The sequence below is a fragment of the Rheinheimera texasensis DSM 17496 genome (assembly GCF_000711985.1).
GTDB lineage: Bacteria > Pseudomonadota > Gammaproteobacteria > Enterobacterales > Alteromonadaceae > Pararheinheimera > Pararheinheimera texasensis.
Genome location: NZ_JONU01000008.1, coordinates 558,673 through 578,765 on the forward strand (window position 1 = coordinate 558,673; position 20,093 = coordinate 578,765).

Consider the following 20,093-nt stretch of genomic DNA (forward strand, 5'->3'; position numbering starts at 1 on the left):
TGCTCTAGGAACAATTATGTTGTTAAGAAATATCAAAGTGCCGGCTCAGCAGGTCAGTTTTTTAGATGCGGTGCGCATCGGCCTCGGTGAGCAACAAGGTTTATTTTTTCCGGCCAGCTGGCCGAAAGTGGATGTCGATGCTTTGCTGGCGATGCCTTTTGCCAAACGCAGCGCGCATTTATTACATGCTCTAATTGGTGATGAGCTGCCACTGGCTGAGCTTGAGCAAATGCTCGGCGAAGCCTTTTATTTTCCGGCTCCAATCGCAGCGGTCACTGAAGACATTGGTTGCCTCGAGCTGTTTCATGGCCCGACATTAGCCTTTAAAGATTTCGGCGGCCGTTTTATGGCGCGGGCATTACTCGCCGCGCAGCAACGCTCCAATGTCAGCCGCACTACTATTGTCACTGCGACTTCCGGCGATACCGGCGCTGCGGTTGCCCATGCGTTTTATCGCCAGCCGGGTGTGCAGGTGGTGATCCTGTTCCCGAAAGGTAAAATCTCGGTGCTGCAGGAAAAACTGTTCACGACGCTTGGCGACAATATCCATACGCTGGCGGTCGATGGTGATTTTGACCAGTGTCAGGCTTTGGTCAAGGACGTGTTTAATGACCGCGATTTAGTCAGCCGCCTGAATATCAACTCGGCCAACTCGATTAATATCAGCCGGTTATTTGCTCAGGTTTGTTATTACTTCGAAGCTGTGGCGCAGTTAACGCCGGCGCAGCGCGAACAGTTGGTGATCTCAGTGCCAAGCGGTAACTTTGGTAACCTGACGGCGGGCCTGATTGCCAAAGTGCTGGGCTTGCCAATTAAACGGATGATTGCCGCGACTAATGCCAACGACACAGTGCCGCGTTATTGGCAAAGCGGGCAGTGGCAGGTCAATAAAACGGTCGCCACTTTGTCCAATGCGATGGATGTCAGCGCGCCGAATAACTGGCCGCGGGTCGAGGATTTGCTGGCGCAGGGTGTGATCCAAAGGTCTGCACTGTCGACGCAGGTGGTCGATGAAGAAGATACGCAGCTGGGTGTGCGTCAGCTGTCGCAACTGGGGTATTTGTCTGAACCGCACGCGGCGGTGGCGTATCGTGCGTTAAAACGCGAATTGCAGCCGGGCGAATTTGGTTTATTCCTCGGCACTGCGCATCCGGCCAAGTTTAAAGAATCGGTGGAGAATATTCTCGGCAACCCGATTGCGTTACCACCGGCTTTAGCGGCAGTTGCGGGGGAAACAAGTTTAGCGGGCGATTTGGCTGCTGATTTTGTAGAATTGCGCAAAGTGTTGCTCAGTCTGGAGTAAAAAGTGCAATTGTCCTGGCAAGATGTGATTGGAGCGGAAAAAACGCAGCCGTATTTTCAGCAAACGGTTGAGGCGGTGAAACAAGCGCGCGCTGCGGGGACGGTGATTTACCCGCCCGAAGCCGACGTGTTTAATGCGTTTCGCTATACCGGCTTTGACCAGCTGAAAATCGTCATTATCGGCCAGGACCCTTATCATGGGCCTAATCAGGCCCATGGCCTTTGTTTTTCGGTGCGGCCCGGCGTTGCGGTGCCGCCGAGTTTAAAAAATATTTACAAAGAACTGGCGCTGGAATACCCGGATTTTGTTATTCCCAGCCACGGTTATCTGGAAAGCTGGGCCCGTCAGGGCGTGTTGTTGCTAAACACTGTGCTGACAGTAATTGCGAATGAACCGAATTCCCACCGGCATCTGGGCTGGGAAACCTTCACGGATAATGTGATTAAAGCCATCAGCGCCAAGGCTGAGCCTGTGGTGTTTCTGCTCTGGGGCTCACACGCCATCAATAAACAGAAGCTTATCGACAAAAACCGTCATCATGTACTGACCGCACCACATCCGTCGCCATTGTCAGCGCACCGTGGTTTTTTAGGTTGCGGCCATTTTGCCAAAGCCAATGAGTTGCTGGCGGAAATGGGAAAAACGCCGGTGAATTGGCAGGTATAAGTCTTGTCCCCGCTGGGCAGCCTACTGTCCTGGTATTCATGTTCGCCTTGCCCGGCGAGATCGCTTAGCAAAGATTTCCCTTGTCGGTGAGTTCCTTTCTTTTGCTGAAACAAAACAAAGTGACTCACCGTTAGGTGAATTCTTCGCTAGACGGTCTGGCCACAAAGATAAAAATGATTATTGGTTGAGCACAGCAACTATGTTTGCATAAACGCCATACTGTCAGAATACATCCCCGCGTAGCGCGAGCCCGCGCAATAAAAAACCGGAGAAATCTCCGGTTTTTTGCTAAGGCAAATCAGCGATCGCTGCGTGAACAAAGTTTTAAAAGTAAAAAGCCCAACCTGGGAAGGTCGGGCTCTTTACATTAAATCAGTTGTTCAATCAGGTCGTCTTCTAAGCTCCAGTCGATATCTTCGAGCTCTTTTCTCAGACGCTGCCGCTCCTTTACGGCTTCGATTTCGCGCCATTTGCGCTTGACCGGCCGGGCTTTCGCCGCTGGTCGTTCCAACATAGTCAGTAAGTCGTCAAAGCTTTCCATACTTCACCTCGCTACATTGTTGTTGTTATTTTCACCAAAATTGATACCACACTTTTTAGCAAAATAAAATACTTCAATGACAGAAAAATGAAGCGCAGATGAACGGCAAATGGCAGGCAGAAAAAAAGGAGCCGTTCGGCTCCTTTTTGCTCAAAAACTAAACGAATGTAGTAAGTTAAGTTTGCTGAAACTGTTTGATCAGCTGCTCGGTCGAGCTATCAAAAGCGTGGCTGGCAGCACCGGACAACACCTGATAAATCGGCGTGGATAACTGCTTGCCAAGTTCAACACCCCATTGGTCGAAGGAATTGATATTCCACAGCACGCCCTGCACAAAGACTTTGTGCTCATAGAGCGCAATCAAAGCACCAAGGTAATAAGGTGATAACTCTGGCAGCAGCAGCGTATTGCTGGGTTTATTGCCTGGCGATGCTTTATGCGGTGCCAGGAAATCAGCCAGCGCCTCTGAGCCACCTTGTGCCAGCACTTCAGCTTTGGCTTCGGCAATGGTTTTGCCCTGCATCAGTGCTTGTGACTGAGCGAAACAATGCGCCGCCAGGCGGTGATGATGGTCAGCCAGGTCGTGTGACACTTTGATTGGCAGAATAAAGTCTGCTGGCACTGCTAAAGCGCTTTGATGCAACAGCTGGTGATAGGCATGCTGGCCGTTAGTGCCGGCGTCGCCCCAAATCACCGGCGCTGTGGCTGCTGTTAGTGCAGCGCCATCAACATCCACGCTTTTGCCGTTACTTTCCATATCCAGTTGCTGCACATAAGATGGCAACAACCGCAGATAATGGCTGTAAGGTAATAACGCCTGCGCCTGACAGCCCAGACCGTTGATATACCAGACACCGAGCAGCGCCAGAATCACCGGTAAATTCTGCGCCAGTGGCGCGTCACGGAAGTGAGAGTCCATGTCGCGGGCACCGGCCAGCAGGTTTTCAAATTGTGCCACACCCAAGGTCAGGCACAGTGGAAAACCAATGGCCGACCACAACGAATAACGGCCACCGACCCAGTCCCACATCGGCAGGATATGCGAGGCATCGATGCCAAATTCAGCTGCTGCTTTGATATTGGACGATGTCGCCCAGAAGTGCTGCGCAATGGCGGCTTTGTCGGCGCCATGGTCGAGGAACCACTGGCGTACCGCTAATGCGTTTTGTTTGGTCTCTTCAGTACCGAATGATTTCGACGCGACAAACACTAAGGTAGTAGCCGGATTGAGTGGTTTCACCACATCACTGACCACTGCGCCATCGATATTGCCGGCAAAATGCACTTTGACCGGGCTTTGGTTGTAGGGAGTGAGAGCTTCCAGCGCCATTTGAGGGCCAAGCAATGAGCCGCCGATACCGATCCAGACCAGATCAGTAATTGGTTCGCCCTGATATCCCAGATATTGCCGGCTATTGAGCTGTTCCACCAGCGCATACATCTGCGCCCGGCAGGCGGCGATTTGCGCCTGTAAATCTTCGCCGTCCAGCTGCAGTGGCTGATCAGCCGGCGCACGTAGTGCGACGTGCCAGACTGAACGGTCTTCAGTATTGTTAATTCTGTCGCCGGCAAACATGGCCGCCCGTTTTGCTGCGAGTGGGCTTTGTGTTGCCATCTCCAGCAGTTGTTGCCAGATGCCTTGAGTTATCAGGTTTTTTGAATAATCGAGCGTGATCCCAAGGGCCCTGGCGGTAAAACGTTCCGCGCGCTGTGGATCTTCAGCAAACTCCTGACGCAGGTTCAGCGGGGCTTTGGCAAGCGTGGCCAACTGGCTCCAGACTGCAGACGACATAATAAACTCCTGTTAAAAAAGCTGCGCTTAAGCGAGCGCAGCAGTGATCACTTGTTCCAGTTTGCGCTGGTCGATGGCGAATTTGCGGATGCCTTCGGCCAGTTTCTCGGTGGCCATCGCATCTTCGTTCAGTGCCCAGCGGAACGCCTGTTCGGTCAGCTCGGCAGGTTTGGCTGTAGTGGCGCCCTCATCGCGCAGATGTACCTTCAGCTCGCCGCTTTGTTTGCTGAGTTCATCGAGCAGCGCCGGCGCAATAGTTAACCGGTCGCAACCGGCAAGTGCTAACACTTCGCCAACGTTGCGGAAACTCGCACCCATCACGATGGTTTTGTGGCCATGTTGTTTGAAATAACGATAGATTTCGCGCACAGAAATCACCCCAGGATCGGTTTCGGCGTCATAGCTTTGGCCCGTACTGGCTTTGTACCAGTCCAGAATACGACCGACAAATGGCGAAATTAAGAACACGCCGGCTTCAGCACAGGCGCGCGCCTGGCACAGGTGGAATAACAGCGTCAGGTTACATTGAATGCCTTCCTGTTCGAGCTGGCGTGCGGCCTGAATGCCTTCCCAGGTCGAAGCGATTTTGATCAGAATTTTGTCCTTGCCAACGCCATTTTCCTGATACAGCGCGACCAGCTGGCGGGCTTTGGCGATAGTGGCGCCGGTGTCAAAACTTAAGCGCGCGTCGACTTCTGTCGAGATGCGACCCGGTACCAGTTTGCTGATGGCGGTGCCGACATCAACCGCGAACTTGTCGCTGGCGATGCTGATCTGTTCAGCTTGATCTATCGTTTTGCCTTTTGCATAGGCAGCAGCAGCGGTCAGCAAAGGTTTAGCGAAATCCAGGGCGCTGGCGTTCAGCAATAAAGAAGGGTTGGTAGTGGCATCGACCGGACGGAATTGTTCGATGGCGTTCAGGTCACCGCTGTCAACGACCACTGTGGTGACGGTTTTGAGTTGATCAAGAAGTGTTGTCATATTGTTATTTAACCATTTTTAGTCGCGTTTTTAGCCGTATGGCCGTTTAAAAGCGTGATTGTGTAGAAATATTACAACAGAAAGTCGATGAAAACACAGAATTCTGTTGGGTGTGTTGCTGATTTTTTGTCAGATTACTATAGTTGGTTCCAGTCGGTTGTTCCGGTCTCATACGGATGTAGCATTCTTGTCTTTCACTACGTTAACAAAGACAGATAGCTGTTGCGCCATGTACGGCAGTTTGGTCGCAATTTGTAAAGGCATTACAACATTTGAATCTCAAATTTTATAAATCCAAAAAAGTGCTGGTTGTCGATGACTGCGACCCGGTGCGCGCATCCATTAAAGGCATGCTACAGAAAATTGGTTTCGAACATATTGCACAAGCCCCGGATGCCAATACTGCCATTGCCAATTGTACAGAAATCCAATATGACTTCATTTTATCCGATTTCAACCTCGGCGAAGGCAAAGATGGTTATCAACTATTTGAAGCGCTGAAACATTTACGATTATTAAAGCCTGGCTGCTGTTTTATCATTATCAGCGCTGAGAGTCACCGCCAGATAGTGCACGGTGTGATTGAACTGCAGCCGGATTCTTATCTGCTCAAGCCTTTTTCTTTTGTCCAGCTCGAAAAGCGCCTGATGCGCGCATTTGAAATCAAACATTGCCTGAACAAGGTTTATCAGGAAATTGCTGAGGACTTGTTTATTGAAGCAGCAAACTCCTGCGAGCTGGTGATTAAAAATGACCCGGAGTATGCTGTGTTTGCCTTGCGGTTGCGCGGTGAGCTGTTGCTGAAAATTGAACATTATCAGGCCGCAGAACAGTTGTATCTGTCCATTCTGAACCGGCGGGAATATGCCTGGGCCAAGCTTGGTCTCGCTATCGCACGTTTTTGTCAGCAGCGCTGGCTGGAGGCTGAATTCGAGCTGCGTGAACTGTCTAAAATGGATGAAACCCGCGTGGAAGCCTTGGACTGGTTGTCGCGATTGTTCCTCAAACGCCAGCTGTATAAAGATGCTTATGAAACGCTGAATGAAGTGACCAAGCTGTCGCCAAAAAATTACAAAAGACAAAAAGCGCTGGCAAATCTGGCCAATATTAATGGCTTAAAAGACGACGCTGTTAAAATCTACGCCCGGTTGCAGCAGGCGGCGCGTTATTCTATTTATGATACACCGGACAATTTCCTCAATTATGCCCGTGCTATCGTTGAACTGACCAAAGAAGCCAACAAACTGGAGCAGACGCGGCATTTCAAAAAGATTGATGAGATTCTGGCTAATATCGGCAAGCGATTTGCGCTTGAATCTTATCTGCATGAAGAACTGGCGGTCCGGGCACGTGTGGCGATTTTACGCGGCAACATCGATGAAGCCCGCGAGTTACTGGCTAAAAGTGACGCGGCACAAAATACCAAACCCCTGACTGCAGAGGCCTGCCTTGATAAAGCCAAAGCCTATTTTGAAGCCGGTAATTTGTCGCGCAGTGACGAGTTTATGCAGCAGCTGGATGAGATGGCTGAGTATGACGATTTGTTGGCCAATACGCTGACGGTACTGATCCAGTCGGAACACAAAGCGCATGACAATTTGCGCGAAGAAATTAAAACGCTGAACAACGACGGTTTAGACGCTTATCAGAATGGTTACTATGGCCGGGCGCTTGAGTTTTTTAATAAAGCCTTTGATTACATGCCTTACAACCCCAGCCTGGCGCTGAATTTACTGCAAACCATCAGCAAAATTGGTGGTGTGACCAAAGACACCGCTAAACTGGCGCGGCGCTGCGTGGATATTCTGGAGCAAAGTGAACTTAACGAGGGCAACACCAAACGTTTTGCCGCGGTGATGAAAGAGCTAAACAGCTTATTGCAACTGGGCTGAGTGCAGCTTATAGTCGCGCCGCAGTTTTACCTTCAGGAATATGCTTCGATGTTGATGGTTATTTCTCCGGCCAAAGATCTGGATTTTGCACCCTTGTCCCGCCAATTACCGCTGACACAGCCGGATTTTCTCTCAGAGGCGGCTGAATTAAACGCGGTATGCCGTGATTTGACGCCGGCAGATCTGAGCCAGCTGATGCATATCAGCGACAAGCTGGCTGGCCTCAATGCCGCCCGTTTTGCCAGCTGGAGCTTGCCTTTTACTCCTGACAATGCCAAAGCCGCTTTGTTTGCCTTTAACGGCGATGTCTATCAGGGGTTGCAGGCGCAGAGTTTGTCCGACGCCCAGCTTGCTTATGCCCAGCAACATCTGCGCATTTTAAGTGGCCTGTATGGTGTGTTACGGCCACTGGACCTGATGCAACCATACCGGCTCGAAATGGGCACCAGCCTCAACAATCCACGTGGCAAAGACTTGTACCAGTTCTGGGGTAGTCAAATCACTGACAGTCTCAACCAACAACTTGAACAACTGAATGCGCCGTTATTACTGAATCTGGCGTCGCAGGAATACTTCAAAGCGGTGAAGCCAAAACAGCTGGCGAAGCCTTTGATCAACGTGCAGTTCAAAGATCAGAAAAACGGCCAGTATAAAATCATCAGCTTTTTTGCCAAAAAAGCTCGCGGCCTGATGGCACGGTATGTGATTGAACAACAAGTGGATTCGGTCGAAGGCCTGCGAAATTTCGATGTGGCGGGTTATCGTTTTAGTCCCGAGCTGTCTAAAGCGCATGAACTGACGTTTTTACGCGACGAGGCCGCTGCTGGCTGAGCTAGCGCATCACACTTATTTTTATCCTAGTCCGCCACAGGTCAGTTTTGCTAAAATACTGGACTGACCTTCTCTGAGAATCCGTTATGAAATTTCCCGGCCGTCGTAAACTGAAGCATTATTTCCCGGTGTCTTCACCAAAACCACAGTTACCGAGTTTTGAAGTCAGGCCCGAACTCGATACTTATGTGGTCGGCCTGGACCAGACCATTGTTGACGTGGTGGCCAATGTCAGCGACGAATTTTTGGAAAAATACGGCATCGGTAAAGGTTTATCGAATCTGGTGGAACACGGCAAAGCCGACCAGATTTATCAGGAACTGGTGCAAAGTGCGGCGATTTCTGACCACTTCGCCGGCGGCACTATCGGCAATACTATCCATAACTATTCAGTGCTGGCGGACGACAAATCAGTGCTGCTTGGCGTGATGTCCGCCAATATCGCCTTAGGCTCGCCGGCTTATCATTATCTGTGTCATACCAGCAGCAAAGTAGACATGAATCATTTACAGGGCGTGGCTGGCGATATCGGTCGTGGTATTACCATGATCACACCCGATGGCGAGCGGACTTTTGTTATTGACCCGGGCGCGATGGATGAACTCAGTGCCGATGCTATTCCGGAAGATATTATTGCCAAAGCCGCAGCGCTGGTGCTGAGTGCCTATCCGCTGCGCGCCAGCGGCCAGCCTATTCAGCAGGCGATGCTGCGCACACTGGAGCTGGCCAAGCGCCACGGCGTGCCGGTGGTGATGAGCCTGGGAACCAAACATCTGGTGGAAGAACACCGCGAACTGATTCTGCAAACCGTCACTGAGTATGTCGACATGCTGGCGATGAATGAATTAGAAGCCGCAGCGCTGACCGGCATTACCGACCCGCTGCTCGCGGCCGAAGCGGCGCTGGAGCTGACTGATATGGTGCTGGTCACGGCCGGCCCGGAAGGTTTGTATCTCTGCGGTTACACCGATGCCAGCGTGAAGCGTGAGACTACTAACCCGATTAAATCCGGCGCTTTACCAGATTACAACGAATTTGAATTCAGCCGGCCGATGCAGAAAAAACACTGCGCTGAGCCGCTCAAAGTCTATTCGCATATAGACCCCTATTTAGGTGGGCCTGAGCGGATCAAAAATACCAACGGTGCCGGCGATGGCGCTTTAGCCGCGATTTTGCATGATATTGCCGCCAATCATTTCCACCGCCATGCGCTGCCGCTGTCGAGTAAACATGAGCAAAATTGCCTGGCTTATTCGTCCTTTGCGCAAATCTGTAAATACGCCAACCGCGTCAGTTACGCCATTTTGAATCAAAGCGCACCACGTTTATCTCGTGGATTACCGGAAAAAGAAGACAGTCTGGAAGAGGCTTACTGGGAGCGTTGAGTTCCCTGTTTTTCTTTTAGAAACAGGCAAGACGCAGTGATCACACCAGATCTATACAATTTGGTGCGATAGCCGCACCTTGCCCTGTGTTGGCCGCATGCTTCTGTACACAGAGGCCGGCGTCTTTATACTTGGCGGATTTTTCGGCACTTTGGCGCCGGAGCCCGATTGCCTTGTTCATGGATGCTACATGTCTGTTTTAAAATCTCCGTTATTCAGTTCTCTGCTGCTGCTTGCAGGTACTGTTGCCACTGTCCAGGCCGCTGAGCCGTTGTCTATTCCACGTGTCACACCGGCTATTGTTGTGGACGCTGAGCTTAACGAGCCGCAGTGGCAACAAGCCCGTGAAATGCCGATTTTGTATAATACCTGGCCTGCAGAAAACACGCCGGCGCCGGTGAAAACCATGGCGCGGGTGATGGAAGACGGTGAGTTTTTTTATATCAGCTTTGTGGCCGAAGACCCGGACCCAAGCCAAATCCGCGCTTTTTATCGCGACCGCGATAAAATGTGGGATGACGACAGCATCGGTATCAAACTCGACACCTACCACGATAGCAAACTGGCTTACCAGTTTTTCGTTAATGCCTTAGGCGTGCAGGGCGATGCCATTGAAAATGAGATCACCAAGACCGAAAGCGACGCCTGGGATGGCATCTGGCAAAGTGCCGGTAAAATCACCGCGACCGGTTACCAGATTGAAGTCGCCATTCCGCTGCGGTTATTAAACTTTAACGACCGGCTCGACCTGCAACGCTGGAAGCTTGAATTACTGCGCTTTTATCCGCGTGATGTGCGCCATCGTTTATCAAGTAATAAAATCCTGCGCGAAGACCCGTGCTGGATTTGCCAGATGCAGACAGTCGAAGGCTTTCGCGGCGTACAACAAAGTAATCATTTTACCTTAGTGCCGTCTTTGGTGATGGGCGTAGAGCAGCAGCGTGATGTGACGCCACAGGGCAACAGCGACTGGCAAAGTGACCGCAATATCGAGCCGAGCCTCGATGTGAAATGGGGCATCACGCCGGATATCAGCCTCAATGCCACGTTAAATCCGGATTTCTCCCAGATTGAAGCCGACGAAGCGCAAGTGTCGATGAATGATACTTTTGCGCTGTTTTTCGACGAAAAAAGGCCGTTTTTTCTCGACAATGCCGACTATTTCAGCTCGCCGCTGGATTTGGTGTACACCCGCAATGTGTCATCGCCGGATGCCGGTCTGAAGCTGACTGGTCGCGTCGACCAGCAGTCTTTTGCCGTGTTCGCTGCTAATGACAAAGACACCACTTTTATTATACCCGGCAACATCAGCTCGGATTTAGGCTACATCGATGCAAAAAGCGATAACGCCGTGCTGCGTTATCGCTATGATCTGAACCCAAAACTGTCGCTCGGCTGGATCAGCACGCTGCGCAGCAGCGACGATTATCACAACTATGTGCATGGCCTCGATTTGAAATATCAGGCGACGGCACAGGACAAAGTGGTCGCGCAGCTGCTGCACAGTGACAGTGCTTACCCGCAGCAGTTGGCGGCGCAGTTTGATGGCGAAGCAAAGTTGCGCCTTGGTGAGGATTTGTCCGGTGTCGGTCAGTATCTGGCGTATGAACACGAAAGCCGCAGCTTTGTCTGGTACAGCCGCTATCTGGGGTACAGCGAAGATTTTCGTGCCGATATGGGTTATATGCCGCAAACCGACTGGAACAAGTATGTGCATGGCGCTTCATATCAGTGGTTTTCGGATACCAATTGGTGGAACAACATCGAGCTGCGTGGCGACTGGGATATCAGTCATAGCCAGGCTGGTGAGCTGCTGGAAAAAGAATCTGAAGCTGAGTTAATCCTGCATGGTCCTTTGCAGTCTGAACTGTCGTTGATGCTGACCGAACGTGACCGCGTTGGCAGCCGGCTGGATGGCAGCCGGTTAGTAGTTGATGCCAATAGCCAACTCTTTACCGAGCACACCATTGGCACTTATGCATTGGTGCAACCCTGGTCTGGTGTTTACATCGAAGTGGAATCTGAATTTGGCGACAAACTGGATTTTCGTAACAACCGCTTAGGCGATGGTCTGGAAATTGCGCCAGAGATCCGCTGGAACGCCAATATGCATGCACAGGTCGCGCTGCGTCATACCTACCGCACGCTGGATGCAGATGGTGCCGAAGTGTTTACGGCCAATCTGACGGATTTACGCCTCAGTTATCAGTTTTCGGTGCGCAGTTTTGTCCGGCTGGCGCTGATTTATTCGGATATCCGGCAGAACCCGGCGAATAATCTCGGCCCTGTGACTGAACAGTCTGAGGATTTAGGCATGCAGCTGTTGTACAGCTACAAGCTCAATCCACAAACGCTGTTTTTCGCCGGTTACAGCGACCATGCCTACAGCGACGATGAGATCCAGCAGCTAACCCGCGATGACCGCTCAGTGTTCCTTAAATTCAGCTACGCCTGGATGTTGTAGGGCGGGATTTCAATCTACACCACAAATAAAAAACCGCGAGCAGTTCGCGGTTTTTTTGTTTCAGGCTTTGCGCTTATTTTGCTTTAGCCGCCTTCTTCAGTGCTTTTTTCTTCGCGACAGATTTTGGCTTTTTCGCTTTGGTCGAAGGCCGGGCTTCTTTGTGTTTTGGTCTTAAACCTTCGATCACACGGCGTTTTAACAGCGTTTCGGTGTAGCGTTCCACTTTGCCAACCATATCGATGTCATGCGCTTCGACCAGTGAAATCGCAATACCTTTTTTGCCAGCGCGGCCGGTGCGACCGATGCGGTGCACATAAACATCCGCAGTGCGTGGCATATCAAAGTTGATGACATGACTGATATCGTCGATATCAAGGCCGCGTGCGGCGACGTCGGTCGCCAGTAAAATCCGCACCAGGCCTTTGCTGAAGCGCGACACCGCCAGTAAACGTTTGTCCTGTGGCATTTCGCCCTGCAGCCAGCAGGTCTTGAGGCCGGCTGATTCCAGTTGGCCGGCTAAACTCGCCAGCCGCTCACGGGTTTTAATAAAGACGATGACTTTGGTCATCTCTGGCTGTTGCAATAAATGTGTCAGCAGCGCGAGTTTATGCTCAGCATCGTCGGCCAGGTGGATCCACTGCTGGATCTTGCCTTTTTCCCGGCGCGGTGATTCCGCTTCAATGGTAATTGGCTCTTTCAGTGCACGTTTAGCAAAACGTTCAATCGCCACGCCTTCGAGTGTCGCGGAGAACAACATGGTCTGACGGCGGCGTCTGGCGTCACTGATGATCCGGTCCATTTCAGCGACAAAGCCCATATCCAGCATGCGGTCGGCTTCATCGAGAATCAGCACTTCCACTTCATCGCACTGGAAGCTTTCTTCGTTCATGTATTCAATCAGCCGGCCTGGCGTTGCGACCAGGATGTCATTGTTTTTTTCTAAGGTTTCTTTGTGGCTGCCGTAGTTGATACCGCCGGTGATCACGCCACAGTTCAGGCTGCTGTGTTTGGTCAACAGCTGCAGCTGTTCAAAAATCTGGAACGCCAGCTCGCGCGTCGGCGTCATGATCAGTACCCGGGCGAAGCCAGGGTCACGCCGCGGGAAATCAATCAGATACTGTAGTGCCGGCAGTAAAAATGCCAGGGTTTTACCAGTGCCGGTCGGCGCGCTGGCCAGAATGTCGCGACCTTCCAGGGCCACCGGGATCGCCTGTTGCTGAATGGTGGTTGGTTTTTCAAAACCAGCTTCAGTCAAAGCGCGCGCTAGCGCAGGGTCCAGATCAAAATCAGCAAAGCGGAGGATCTCATCCGGGCTCGTCAGGTCAGTCACAGTCAAATACCTTCTGGGTTAACTTGGCGGAGCCACGCTGTACTGACAGCTGAAGCTTCCGTTACACTGCAACCTTTTGCGCGGGGCGCTATGGCTGCAGGCTTTCGTTGTAAACAGTTTTTCGTATCACATCAGCACTGTGCGATGAAAGTCGGCACTGATGCGTTGTTGCTGGGCGCCTGGACTTCAGTGCCGGCCAGCGGCGATTGCCTCGATATTGGCTGTGGCAGCGGCATTTTGAGTCTGATGCTGGCACAGCGTACCGGGTCAATGCAGCTTATCGATGCGGTTGAGCTGGACAGTGCCGCTGCCGCACAAGCCCGGCAGAATGTCCTCGCGAGTCCATGGCCAAACCGGATCCGGGTTATCGAACGGGATATTTTAACCTATCCGGGCAGCGCTGACCACTTGGCACAGCGCAGCTATCAGCAGATCACGTCAAATCCGCCTTATTTTACTGCTGGCTTAACCAATCCGGACCGGCAAAAACAACTGGCCCGCCATAATGATCAACTGCCGTTCGCCGGTTTATTGCAGGCCGCTGCGGCATTACTTGCGCCAACCGGCCGTTTCAGCCTGATTTTACCTGTGCTGGAAGCTGATCGTTTGCTGATTTTGGCGAAAGACAGCGGCTGGCACTTAATCAGGTCACAGGCGGTACAAAGTCAGCCGGATAAAACCCCGGCGCGGCTGTTGCTGGAGCTTGGGCTTGATCCGGCCGCGCCCGAGCAGCTGCCGGTGTTGCTGGTCCGTGATGAACAAGGGCACTACAGTCCGGCCTATCGCCAGTTGCTGGCGGATTTTTATCTGAATTTTTAAGGGGAAGTGATGACGACGACTTTGCCACTCTCATCAGCGGAATTTTTACAGTTGCTGCTGGCGAAGCAGCAACTGAGCAACCCGCAAAGCCGGCGCAGCGGCGCATTACAAGTCATTGAACAGCTTGGTTATGTGCAGATTGATTCGGTTAATGTCGTCGAGCGTGCCCATCATCATGTGTTGTTTAACCGGGTGAAAAACTATCAGCCGAAGTGGCTGGATGATTTATTAGAACAAAAGCAGATTTTTGAATACTGGTCACATGCTGCGGCATTTTTACCAATGCGAGATTTTCGCTTCAGCCTGTATCGCAAAGCACAGCTGCAGCAAGGTCAGAAGCACTGGTTTGCGCCGGACCACCAGCAAATGCGTGAAGTGCGGGCCCGCATTCGTGCCGAAGGGCCGCTCAAAGCGGCAGATTTTGCCAAAACCACAGAAGCCAGTGGCCCCTGGTGGGATTGGCAGCCGGCGAAAAAAGCTTTAGAGCAGCTGTTTATGCAAGGCGAGCTGATGGTGGTGCGCCGCGAACGTTTCCAGAAGGTGTTGGATCTGACTGAACGGGTGTTGCCGGCCGGCACAGATTGCCGGGTGCCAGACGAGCGTGAATATGCCCAGCATTTGATTGAGCGTTTTTTGCAGTGCCACGTAGCCGGTACTGCCGCTCAAATCAGCTATCTGCGGCCTGGAATGAAAGCGCCGGTAACCCATTTATTAAAAGAGCTGGCGCATGGCGGCGTGTTGCACAATTTTCAGTATCAGGGGCAAAGTTATTATGTTGACCCCACACAATGGCAGCTGCCAGCCAAGGCGACTCAAGTCTATTTATTGAATCCGTTTGATAATCTGCTGATCCAGCGCCAGCGTTTGCAGCATTGGTTTGGTGCTGACTATCAGCTGGAAATCTATGTACCGGCGGAAAAACGTCAATTCGGTTATTACAGTTTGCCGGTATTTTATGGCACTGCGTATGTCGGCTTGATGGATGTTAAAGCGCAGCGCGACCAAGGGGTGTTGTTATTGCAACACTTGCAGCTGGCGCCGTTATGGCTTGGGAAAAGTCGGTTTGTGCAGCAGTTTGCCAAAGCGTTACAGACCTACGCCCGTTTTAATGGCTGTACTGATGTGGTGTTAGTGCGGGCAGAACCAAAGCTAAAACATTGGTTCCAAAACGAAATCAGCCCGCTGCTGCAACGCGAAGCGGGCTGATATTCTGCGCTAAAAGCGGTGAATTAGCTGGCGCTGCGCGCTTTGATCGTCTCGATAATTGGTGATGCAGCGAAGCCATTGCTCTGTGCCCATTCCACGTCACCTGAAGAGGCAACCTGGCTGCCTGGTAACTGTTTGACGATAAATTCAGCAGCATCAGCGGCATTGTGTTTGATAGCGAAACGGATCAGCGGCAGACCGTCGCACTGAATACCGTCATAAACGTTTTTGATACGCATACGGTTGTCTGACAGGGTTTTACGGATGCTGTTTTTATCGTTCGCGGCCACGTATGAACACAAAGACTGAGCGATTTGCTCGTCGGCGCTGGCTGGGGTGATGGCAAACAGTGGGCTTACTACAACAGCGATTACAGACAGTGCTTTAAAGTTCATCGTTAACTCCGGTGCCGTCAGGCAATTATCAAGTCAGGGGGATACGATGAAAGGCGAGCAGGACTCCTGCAAAGACGCAAAAACGCTATGCGTTTTGCAAATCTTCATCCCTGTGATGTTGGGATGGCAGCCCGGCTGTCATAGGTTTCTTTAACCCTTAGACCCGAAGCTTTGCGTGAGCAGTCTTTCAACTGTCTTGCCTTTCGATAGGGCGCATTCTATGCAGATAAAATGGCAGTGGCAAGGGTTATTTTAACATTTGTGCACTTTTTTCCACCAAAACTGGTCTGAGCAGAATCATGCACTTAGCGTTATATTGGTGAGAAAACCAGCAAAAATGCGCCTTACAGCGTGGTCAGCTGGTTAACTCTGTCATTTCCGCCAGGATCTGGCTGGTCCAGCCGAGCAGGCGGCTGTCGGTCTGGTCATACTGATTTTCTTCATCAAGTGCAAGGCCAACAAACCATTCGCCGTCCGGTGTCACTGCTTTGGATTTCTCGAATTCATAGCCTGCAGTTGACCAAAAGCCGATACGCTGACAATTCTGCCCGGCTATGGCATCGCTCAGCATGCCCATCGCATCGACAAACCATTCGGTGTAACCAATCTGGTCACCCATGCCGAAAATGGCGACAATTTTACCGTCGAGGTCGACGCCAGCGATGTCGTCCCAATGTGCTTCCCAGTCTTCCTGTAACTCACCGAAATCCCAGGTGGAGATGCCCAGGATCAGCACATCATAATCCTGCATGTGCTGCAGTGGCTGCTGTTTAATATTATGCAGTGATACACTGCTGCCTTCAGGCAAAGCCGGATCCGACTCCAGTAAAACTTTCAGCTTCTCGGCAGTCATCTCGGTATAACAAGTGGTGGACCCGTAGAAAATGGCGATATTCATCAATCACATCCAAAAAAGCGGTGTTGGCGCGAGCCAGGCTGCGCGGATTGTAGCAGAGGGGCAAGGCCAGCCCAAGTGCGGTATAGCCGCCAGGGTTGCTCATGGCTGATCGCCGCCAACGTGCAAAACAGCCATCGGCGCCAAGTCAGGCGCTGATCAGCCAGTTTCTGGACGAACTGTGGCTCAGTGATGGCGTCAGTGCACATACGTTAGCCGCCTATGGCACAGATCTGCGCCAGCTAGCCTGTTTCACTGAGCAACAAGGCCTGTCATTTCCGCAGGCAGATGCGGCTTTATTGGAAGCCTTTCTGGCCAGCCGCTACGACAAAGGCTTGTCGCCGCGCAGCACGGCCAGAGTTCTCAGCAGTCTGCGACGCTTTTTTCAGACTTTGCATCAGCGCGGCGACATTGCGCAAAATCCGCTCGCCGGCGTCATCAACCCCAAACTTGGTCAGCCGCTGCCAAAAACCTTATCAGAACAGGATGTGACAGCCTTACTGGCAGCGCCCGATCTGAACGAGGCCATCCAGTTTCGCGACAAAGTGATGCTGGAGCTGCTTTACGCGTCCGGTCTGCGGGTCAGTGAGCTGGTCAGTCTGAGCTTGCCGCAGGTCAATGCCCGCCAGGGTGTGCTGCGGGTCTTTGGCAAAGGCTCAAAAGAGCGGCTAGTACCTTTTGGTGAAGAAGCCGCGGACTGGCTGCAACGTTATCTGGCACATGGCCGGCCTCTGCTACTGAGTGAACCGACTGATGTGTTGTTCCCGAGTCAACGGGGCGCACAAATGACGCGACAGACGTTCTGGCACCGGATTAAGTTTTATGCGAAAGTGGCCGGCATTGACGCAGAGCTATCGCCGCATACGCTGCGGCACGCTTTTGCCACCCATTTATTGAACCACGGCGCGGATTTGCGCGTCGTACAGTTGTTACTGGGCCACAGTGATCTGTCGACGACACAGATTTACACTCATGTCGCCCAGTTGCGGTTAAAGCAGTTACATCAGTTACATCATCCACGTGGTTAGGATGAACAAGGAATTATCATGAAAAAATTCTGTGTCGCATTGTTGCTGGCGTTGCCTTCGGTGTCTTTACTGGCGGCTCCCGCGGCCCTGCCGGTTGAGCCTAAATTAGCCCAGCAACTGGCCGAACTGGGCCTTAAGCCAACGTCAGTGGCTAATGCGCCGGTTCCGGGATTGTTGCAGGTGTTTACCGACCGCGGGCTGTTTTTCGCAAGCGCGGATGGCCAATATCTGATCCAGGGCGAAGTTTTTGATTTAAAGAACAAAGTGCATGTTAATGAAGAAGTGATGAAGCCAATGCGCCTGGCCGGCGTCAAACAAATGGCGGCGTCAGCGATTGAGTTTAAAGCGAAAAACGAAAAATTCGCCGTGACAGTGTTTACCGATACCGATTGTGGTTACTGCCGCAAACTGCACAGCGAAATGCAGGATTATCTGGATGCCGGCATCACAGTGCGTTACCTGGCTTATCCGCGTGGTGGTGAAAACAGCCAGACTTTCAGTACCTTAGAATCTATTTGGTGTTCAAAGGATAAACAGGGTGCGATGAATAAAGCCAAATCTGGCAGTGAAGTTTCTGTGGCGAAATGCGCCACAAACGTCGCGGCGCAGTATCACATGGGGCAAAGCTTTGGCATTAGCGGGACGCCTGCCTTAGTGTTACCGGACGGCAGTTTAATTCCAGGCTATCAACCGGCTGCAGCTTTAGCAGCCGCACTGACTCAGTTGGCGAAACGCTAAGCTGATGTCCCTGACTAAAACTTTGCAGATCAGGCCGGTGTCTGCCCCGGCCGCGTTTTCTTTACCGGTGCATCCGGTGTTACAACGGCTATATGCGCACCGCGGGCTGGCTGATGCCAATGACCTGGCGCGCAGTGCACAACAACTGTTGCCTTATCAGTTGCTAAAAGGCATGCCACAAGCTGTGGATTTATTGTTAGATGCCCGGCAGCGGCAACAACGCATTCTGATTGTCGGCGATTTTGACGCAGACGGCGCCACCAGCACCGCCACATTGCTGGCTGGTTTACGTGCGCTTGGTTTTGCTAATGTCGATTTTCTGGTGCCAAACCGCTTTGAATATGGCTATGGCTTATCGGTCGAAATGGCTGAGCTGGCGCTTCAGCATGGTGCTGAACTGATTGTCACTGTCGACAACGGCATTTCCGCCATCGAAGGCGTGGCGCGGGCCAAAGCGGCCGGTGTGCGCGTGCTGGTCACGGACCATCACCTGGCGGGCAGCGAATTGCCGGACGCTGATGCCATTGTCAATCCAAATCAACCCGGCTGCGAATTTCCCAGTAAAGCGCTGGCGGGCGTCGGGGTGGCGTTTTATCTGCTGCTGGCGGTACGGGCCGCGCTGCGCGAGCAGGGCGCTTTTGCGTTAATACCAGAGCCAAATCTGGCTGAATTATTGGATTTAGTCGCGCTGGGCACTGTGGCGGACGTAGTACCGCTGGATCGCAACAACCGCATTCTGGTGCATCAGGGCTTGCAGCGTATTCGTAGCGGCAAAGTGCGCCCCGGCATTCAGGCACTGATTGATGTGGCGAACCGCAAAGCCGCTAAGCTGACAGCGCAGGATTTTGGTTTTGCCTTAGCGCCACGGTTAAATGCGGCTGGCCGACTGGATGATATGTCGATTGGCATCGCCTGTTTGTTATCGCCTGATATCAACAATGCACGGCGTTTGGCGGCAGAGCTGGATAGTCTCAATCTGGAACGTCGCGAAATAGAGCAGGGCATGCAAACCGAAGCGATGGCTGCGCTCAGTCGCTTGTCGTTGCAAAGTGCCGATTTACCTTCTTGTTTATGTTTATACCAGAGTGACTGGCATCAGGGCGTGATCGGTATTCTGGCCGGACGCGTCAAAGAAGCCTGGCACAGACCGGTGATCGCTTTTGCCCGTGGCGACAACGGTGAACTAAAAGGCTCAGCCCGTTCGGTCGCCGGTGTACACATGCGCGATTTACTCGAAGCGGTGTCGACGGCAGAACCGGGCCTGATTAAAAAATTCGGTGGTCATGCCATGGCGGCGGGTCTTACTATCGCAGAAGCGCAGTTTGACGTTTTTGTGCAGGCATTGAGTAAGCAGGCCAGTCGCTTTATTCAGCCAGAACACTTAACTGCTGTGGTCTACAGCGACGGTGAATTACAGCCGCAGGAGTTGGATATCAGTCTGGCGCAACTGCTGCAAAACGCCGGGCCCTGGGGCCAGGCTTTTCCGGAGCCGGTATTTCATGGCCGGTTTAAGCTGGTGCAACAACGCTTGCTGGCGGAAAAACATTTGAAAATGATGTTGCAGGGCGCAGACGGCAAACTCTTTGATGCCATCTGGTTTAATGCCGACATTAAAAGCTGGCCCAATCCACAAATTCAGCATGTGGAGCTGGCGTATCAGCTGGACATTAACGAGTTTCGCGACCAGCAGAATCTGCAATTGCTGGTACGGCATTTATGGCCGGCCTGATGCCGGCCAGCAGCCAAGAGTGCGGCTGCTTTTCGGCCATCCATAACGCCGGAAAAGGCTGCACCTCAGGCTGAAATTTTGCTACAATCGGCGCCTAT

The 20,093-nt window shown here is 52.1% G+C and carries 17 protein-coding genes and 1 riboswitch; of the genes, 11 read left to right on the plus strand and 6 right to left on the minus strand.

Features of this window, described 5'->3' with window-relative positions:
* Window positions 1-16: 16 nt before the first annotated feature.
* Both thrC and ung read left to right on the plus strand, forming a co-directional pair.
* Window positions 17-1,303, plus strand: a complete 1,287-nt coding sequence (gene thrC / locus Q399_RS0108445; RefSeq protein WP_031567726.1) for a threonine synthase — start codon at window positions 17-19, stop codon at window positions 1,301-1,303.
* A gap of 3 nt (window positions 1,304-1,306) precedes the next feature.
* Window positions 1,307-1,969, plus strand: coding sequence for a uracil-DNA glycosylase (gene ung / locus Q399_RS0108450; protein WP_211253236.1), 663 nt, complete (start codon window positions 1,307-1,309; stop codon window positions 1,967-1,969).
* A gap of 367 nt (window positions 1,970-2,336) precedes the next feature.
* Here the strand turns inward: ung and Q399_RS21875 are convergent, their stop codons facing one another.
* From Q399_RS21875 to tal, 3 genes are all read right to left on the minus strand, one after another.
* Complete coding sequence (locus Q399_RS21875) at window positions 2,337-2,510, minus strand: DUF3545 family protein (RefSeq protein WP_084164207.1); 174 nt, start codon at window positions 2,508-2,510, stop codon at window positions 2,337-2,339.
* A 175-nt stretch (window positions 2,511-2,685) separates the two neighbouring features.
* Window positions 2,686-4,302 carry a glucose-6-phosphate isomerase gene (gene pgi / locus Q399_RS0108460; RefSeq protein WP_031567730.1) on the minus strand — a complete coding sequence of 539 codons (1,617 nt, stop codon included), beginning with the start codon at window positions 4,300-4,302 and terminating at the stop codon, window positions 2,686-2,688.
* A gap of 27 nt (window positions 4,303-4,329) precedes the next feature.
* Entirely contained in the window at window positions 4,330-5,283 is a 954-nt protein-coding gene (tal, locus tag Q399_RS0108465; RefSeq protein WP_031567732.1) for a transaldolase, read from the minus strand.
* 272 nt (window positions 5,284-5,555) lie between these two features.
* Here tal and Q399_RS0108470 point away from each other — a divergent pair, with 272 nt between their 5' ends.
* The 4 genes from Q399_RS0108470 (at window position 5,556) to Q399_RS0108490 (ending at window position 11,855) form a co-directional block, all read left to right on the plus strand.
* A complete protein-coding gene (locus Q399_RS0108470) occupies window positions 5,556-7,175 on the plus strand; it encodes a response regulator (protein WP_031567734.1) in 1,620 nt (539 codons plus the stop codon).
* A 48-nt stretch (window positions 7,176-7,223) separates the two neighbouring features.
* The gene (gene yaaA / locus Q399_RS0108475; RefSeq protein WP_031567736.1) at window positions 7,224-8,006 is read left to right on the plus strand and encodes a peroxide stress protein YaaA; all 783 of its coding nucleotides are present in this window, start codon (window positions 7,224-7,226) and stop codon (window positions 8,004-8,006) included.
* Window positions 8,007-8,092: 86 nt separating this feature from the next.
* Complete coding sequence (locus Q399_RS0108480; RefSeq protein WP_031567741.1) at window positions 8,093-9,391, plus strand: inosine/guanosine kinase; 1,299 nt, start codon at window positions 8,093-8,095, stop codon at window positions 9,389-9,391.
* Between the two features lie 190 nt (window positions 9,392-9,581).
* Entirely contained in the window at window positions 9,582-11,855 is a 2,274-nt protein-coding gene (locus tag Q399_RS0108490; RefSeq protein ID WP_031567743.1) for a carbohydrate binding family 9 domain-containing protein, read from the plus strand.
* A 73-nt stretch (window positions 11,856-11,928) separates the two neighbouring features.
* Here the strand turns inward: Q399_RS0108490 and srmB are convergent, their stop codons facing one another.
* Entirely contained in the window at window positions 11,929-13,185 is a 1,257-nt protein-coding gene (gene srmB / locus Q399_RS0108495) for an ATP-dependent RNA helicase SrmB (protein ID WP_245612858.1), read from the minus strand.
* 144 nt (window positions 13,186-13,329) lie between these two features.
* Here srmB and Q399_RS0108500 point away from each other — a divergent pair, with 144 nt between their 5' ends.
* Window positions 13,330-14,004 (plus strand): tRNA1(Val) (adenine(37)-N6)-methyltransferase, encoded by a 675-nt coding sequence (locus Q399_RS0108500; RefSeq protein WP_245612859.1) that lies wholly within the window; start codon window positions 13,330-13,332, stop codon window positions 14,002-14,004.
* A 9-nt stretch (window positions 14,005-14,013) separates the two neighbouring features.
* Window positions 14,014-15,210: a winged helix-turn-helix domain-containing protein gene (locus Q399_RS0108505; RefSeq protein WP_031567749.1), complete on the plus strand. Its 1,197-nt coding sequence runs from the start codon at window positions 14,014-14,016 to the stop codon at window positions 15,208-15,210.
* A gap of 23 nt (window positions 15,211-15,233) precedes the next feature.
* On the opposite strand, the gene Q399_RS0108510 is transcribed toward Q399_RS0108505, so the two are convergent.
* Together Q399_RS0108510 and fldB are read right to left on the minus strand one after the other, a co-directional pair.
* On the minus strand, window positions 15,234-15,605 hold the full coding sequence (locus Q399_RS0108510; protein ID WP_031567752.1) for a DUF3718 domain-containing protein: 372 nt from the start codon (window positions 15,603-15,605) through the stop codon (window positions 15,234-15,236).
* Window positions 15,606-15,727: 122 nt separating this feature from the next.
* Window positions 15,728-15,816, minus strand: a riboswitch (cyclic di-GMP riboswitch).
* 144 nt (window positions 15,817-15,960) lie between these two features.
* Window positions 15,961-16,503 (minus strand): flavodoxin FldB, encoded by a 543-nt coding sequence (fldB, locus tag Q399_RS0108515; RefSeq protein ID WP_031567755.1) that lies wholly within the window; start codon window positions 16,501-16,503, stop codon window positions 15,961-15,963.
* Between the two features lie 101 nt (window positions 16,504-16,604).
* On the opposite strand from fldB, the gene xerD reads away from it, so the two are divergent.
* Genes xerD through recJ form a run of 3 tightly spaced genes read left to right on the plus strand, consistent with a single transcriptional unit; the run spans window position 16,605 to window position 19,995 of the window.
* Window positions 16,605-17,528, plus strand: coding sequence for a site-specific tyrosine recombinase XerD (xerD, locus tag Q399_RS0108520; RefSeq protein WP_051685850.1), 924 nt, complete (start codon window positions 16,605-16,607; stop codon window positions 17,526-17,528).
* An 18-nt stretch (window positions 17,529-17,546) separates the two neighbouring features.
* A complete protein-coding gene (gene dsbC / locus Q399_RS0108525; RefSeq protein WP_031567759.1) occupies window positions 17,547-18,266 on the plus strand; it encodes a bifunctional protein-disulfide isomerase/oxidoreductase DsbC in 720 nt (239 codons plus the stop codon).
* A 4-nt stretch (window positions 18,267-18,270) separates the two neighbouring features.
* Window positions 18,271-19,995, plus strand: a complete 1,725-nt coding sequence (gene recJ / locus Q399_RS0108530) for a single-stranded-DNA-specific exonuclease RecJ (RefSeq protein WP_031567762.1) — start codon at window positions 18,271-18,273, stop codon at window positions 19,993-19,995.
* The last annotated feature ends 98 nt before the right edge of the window (window positions 19,996-20,093 follow it).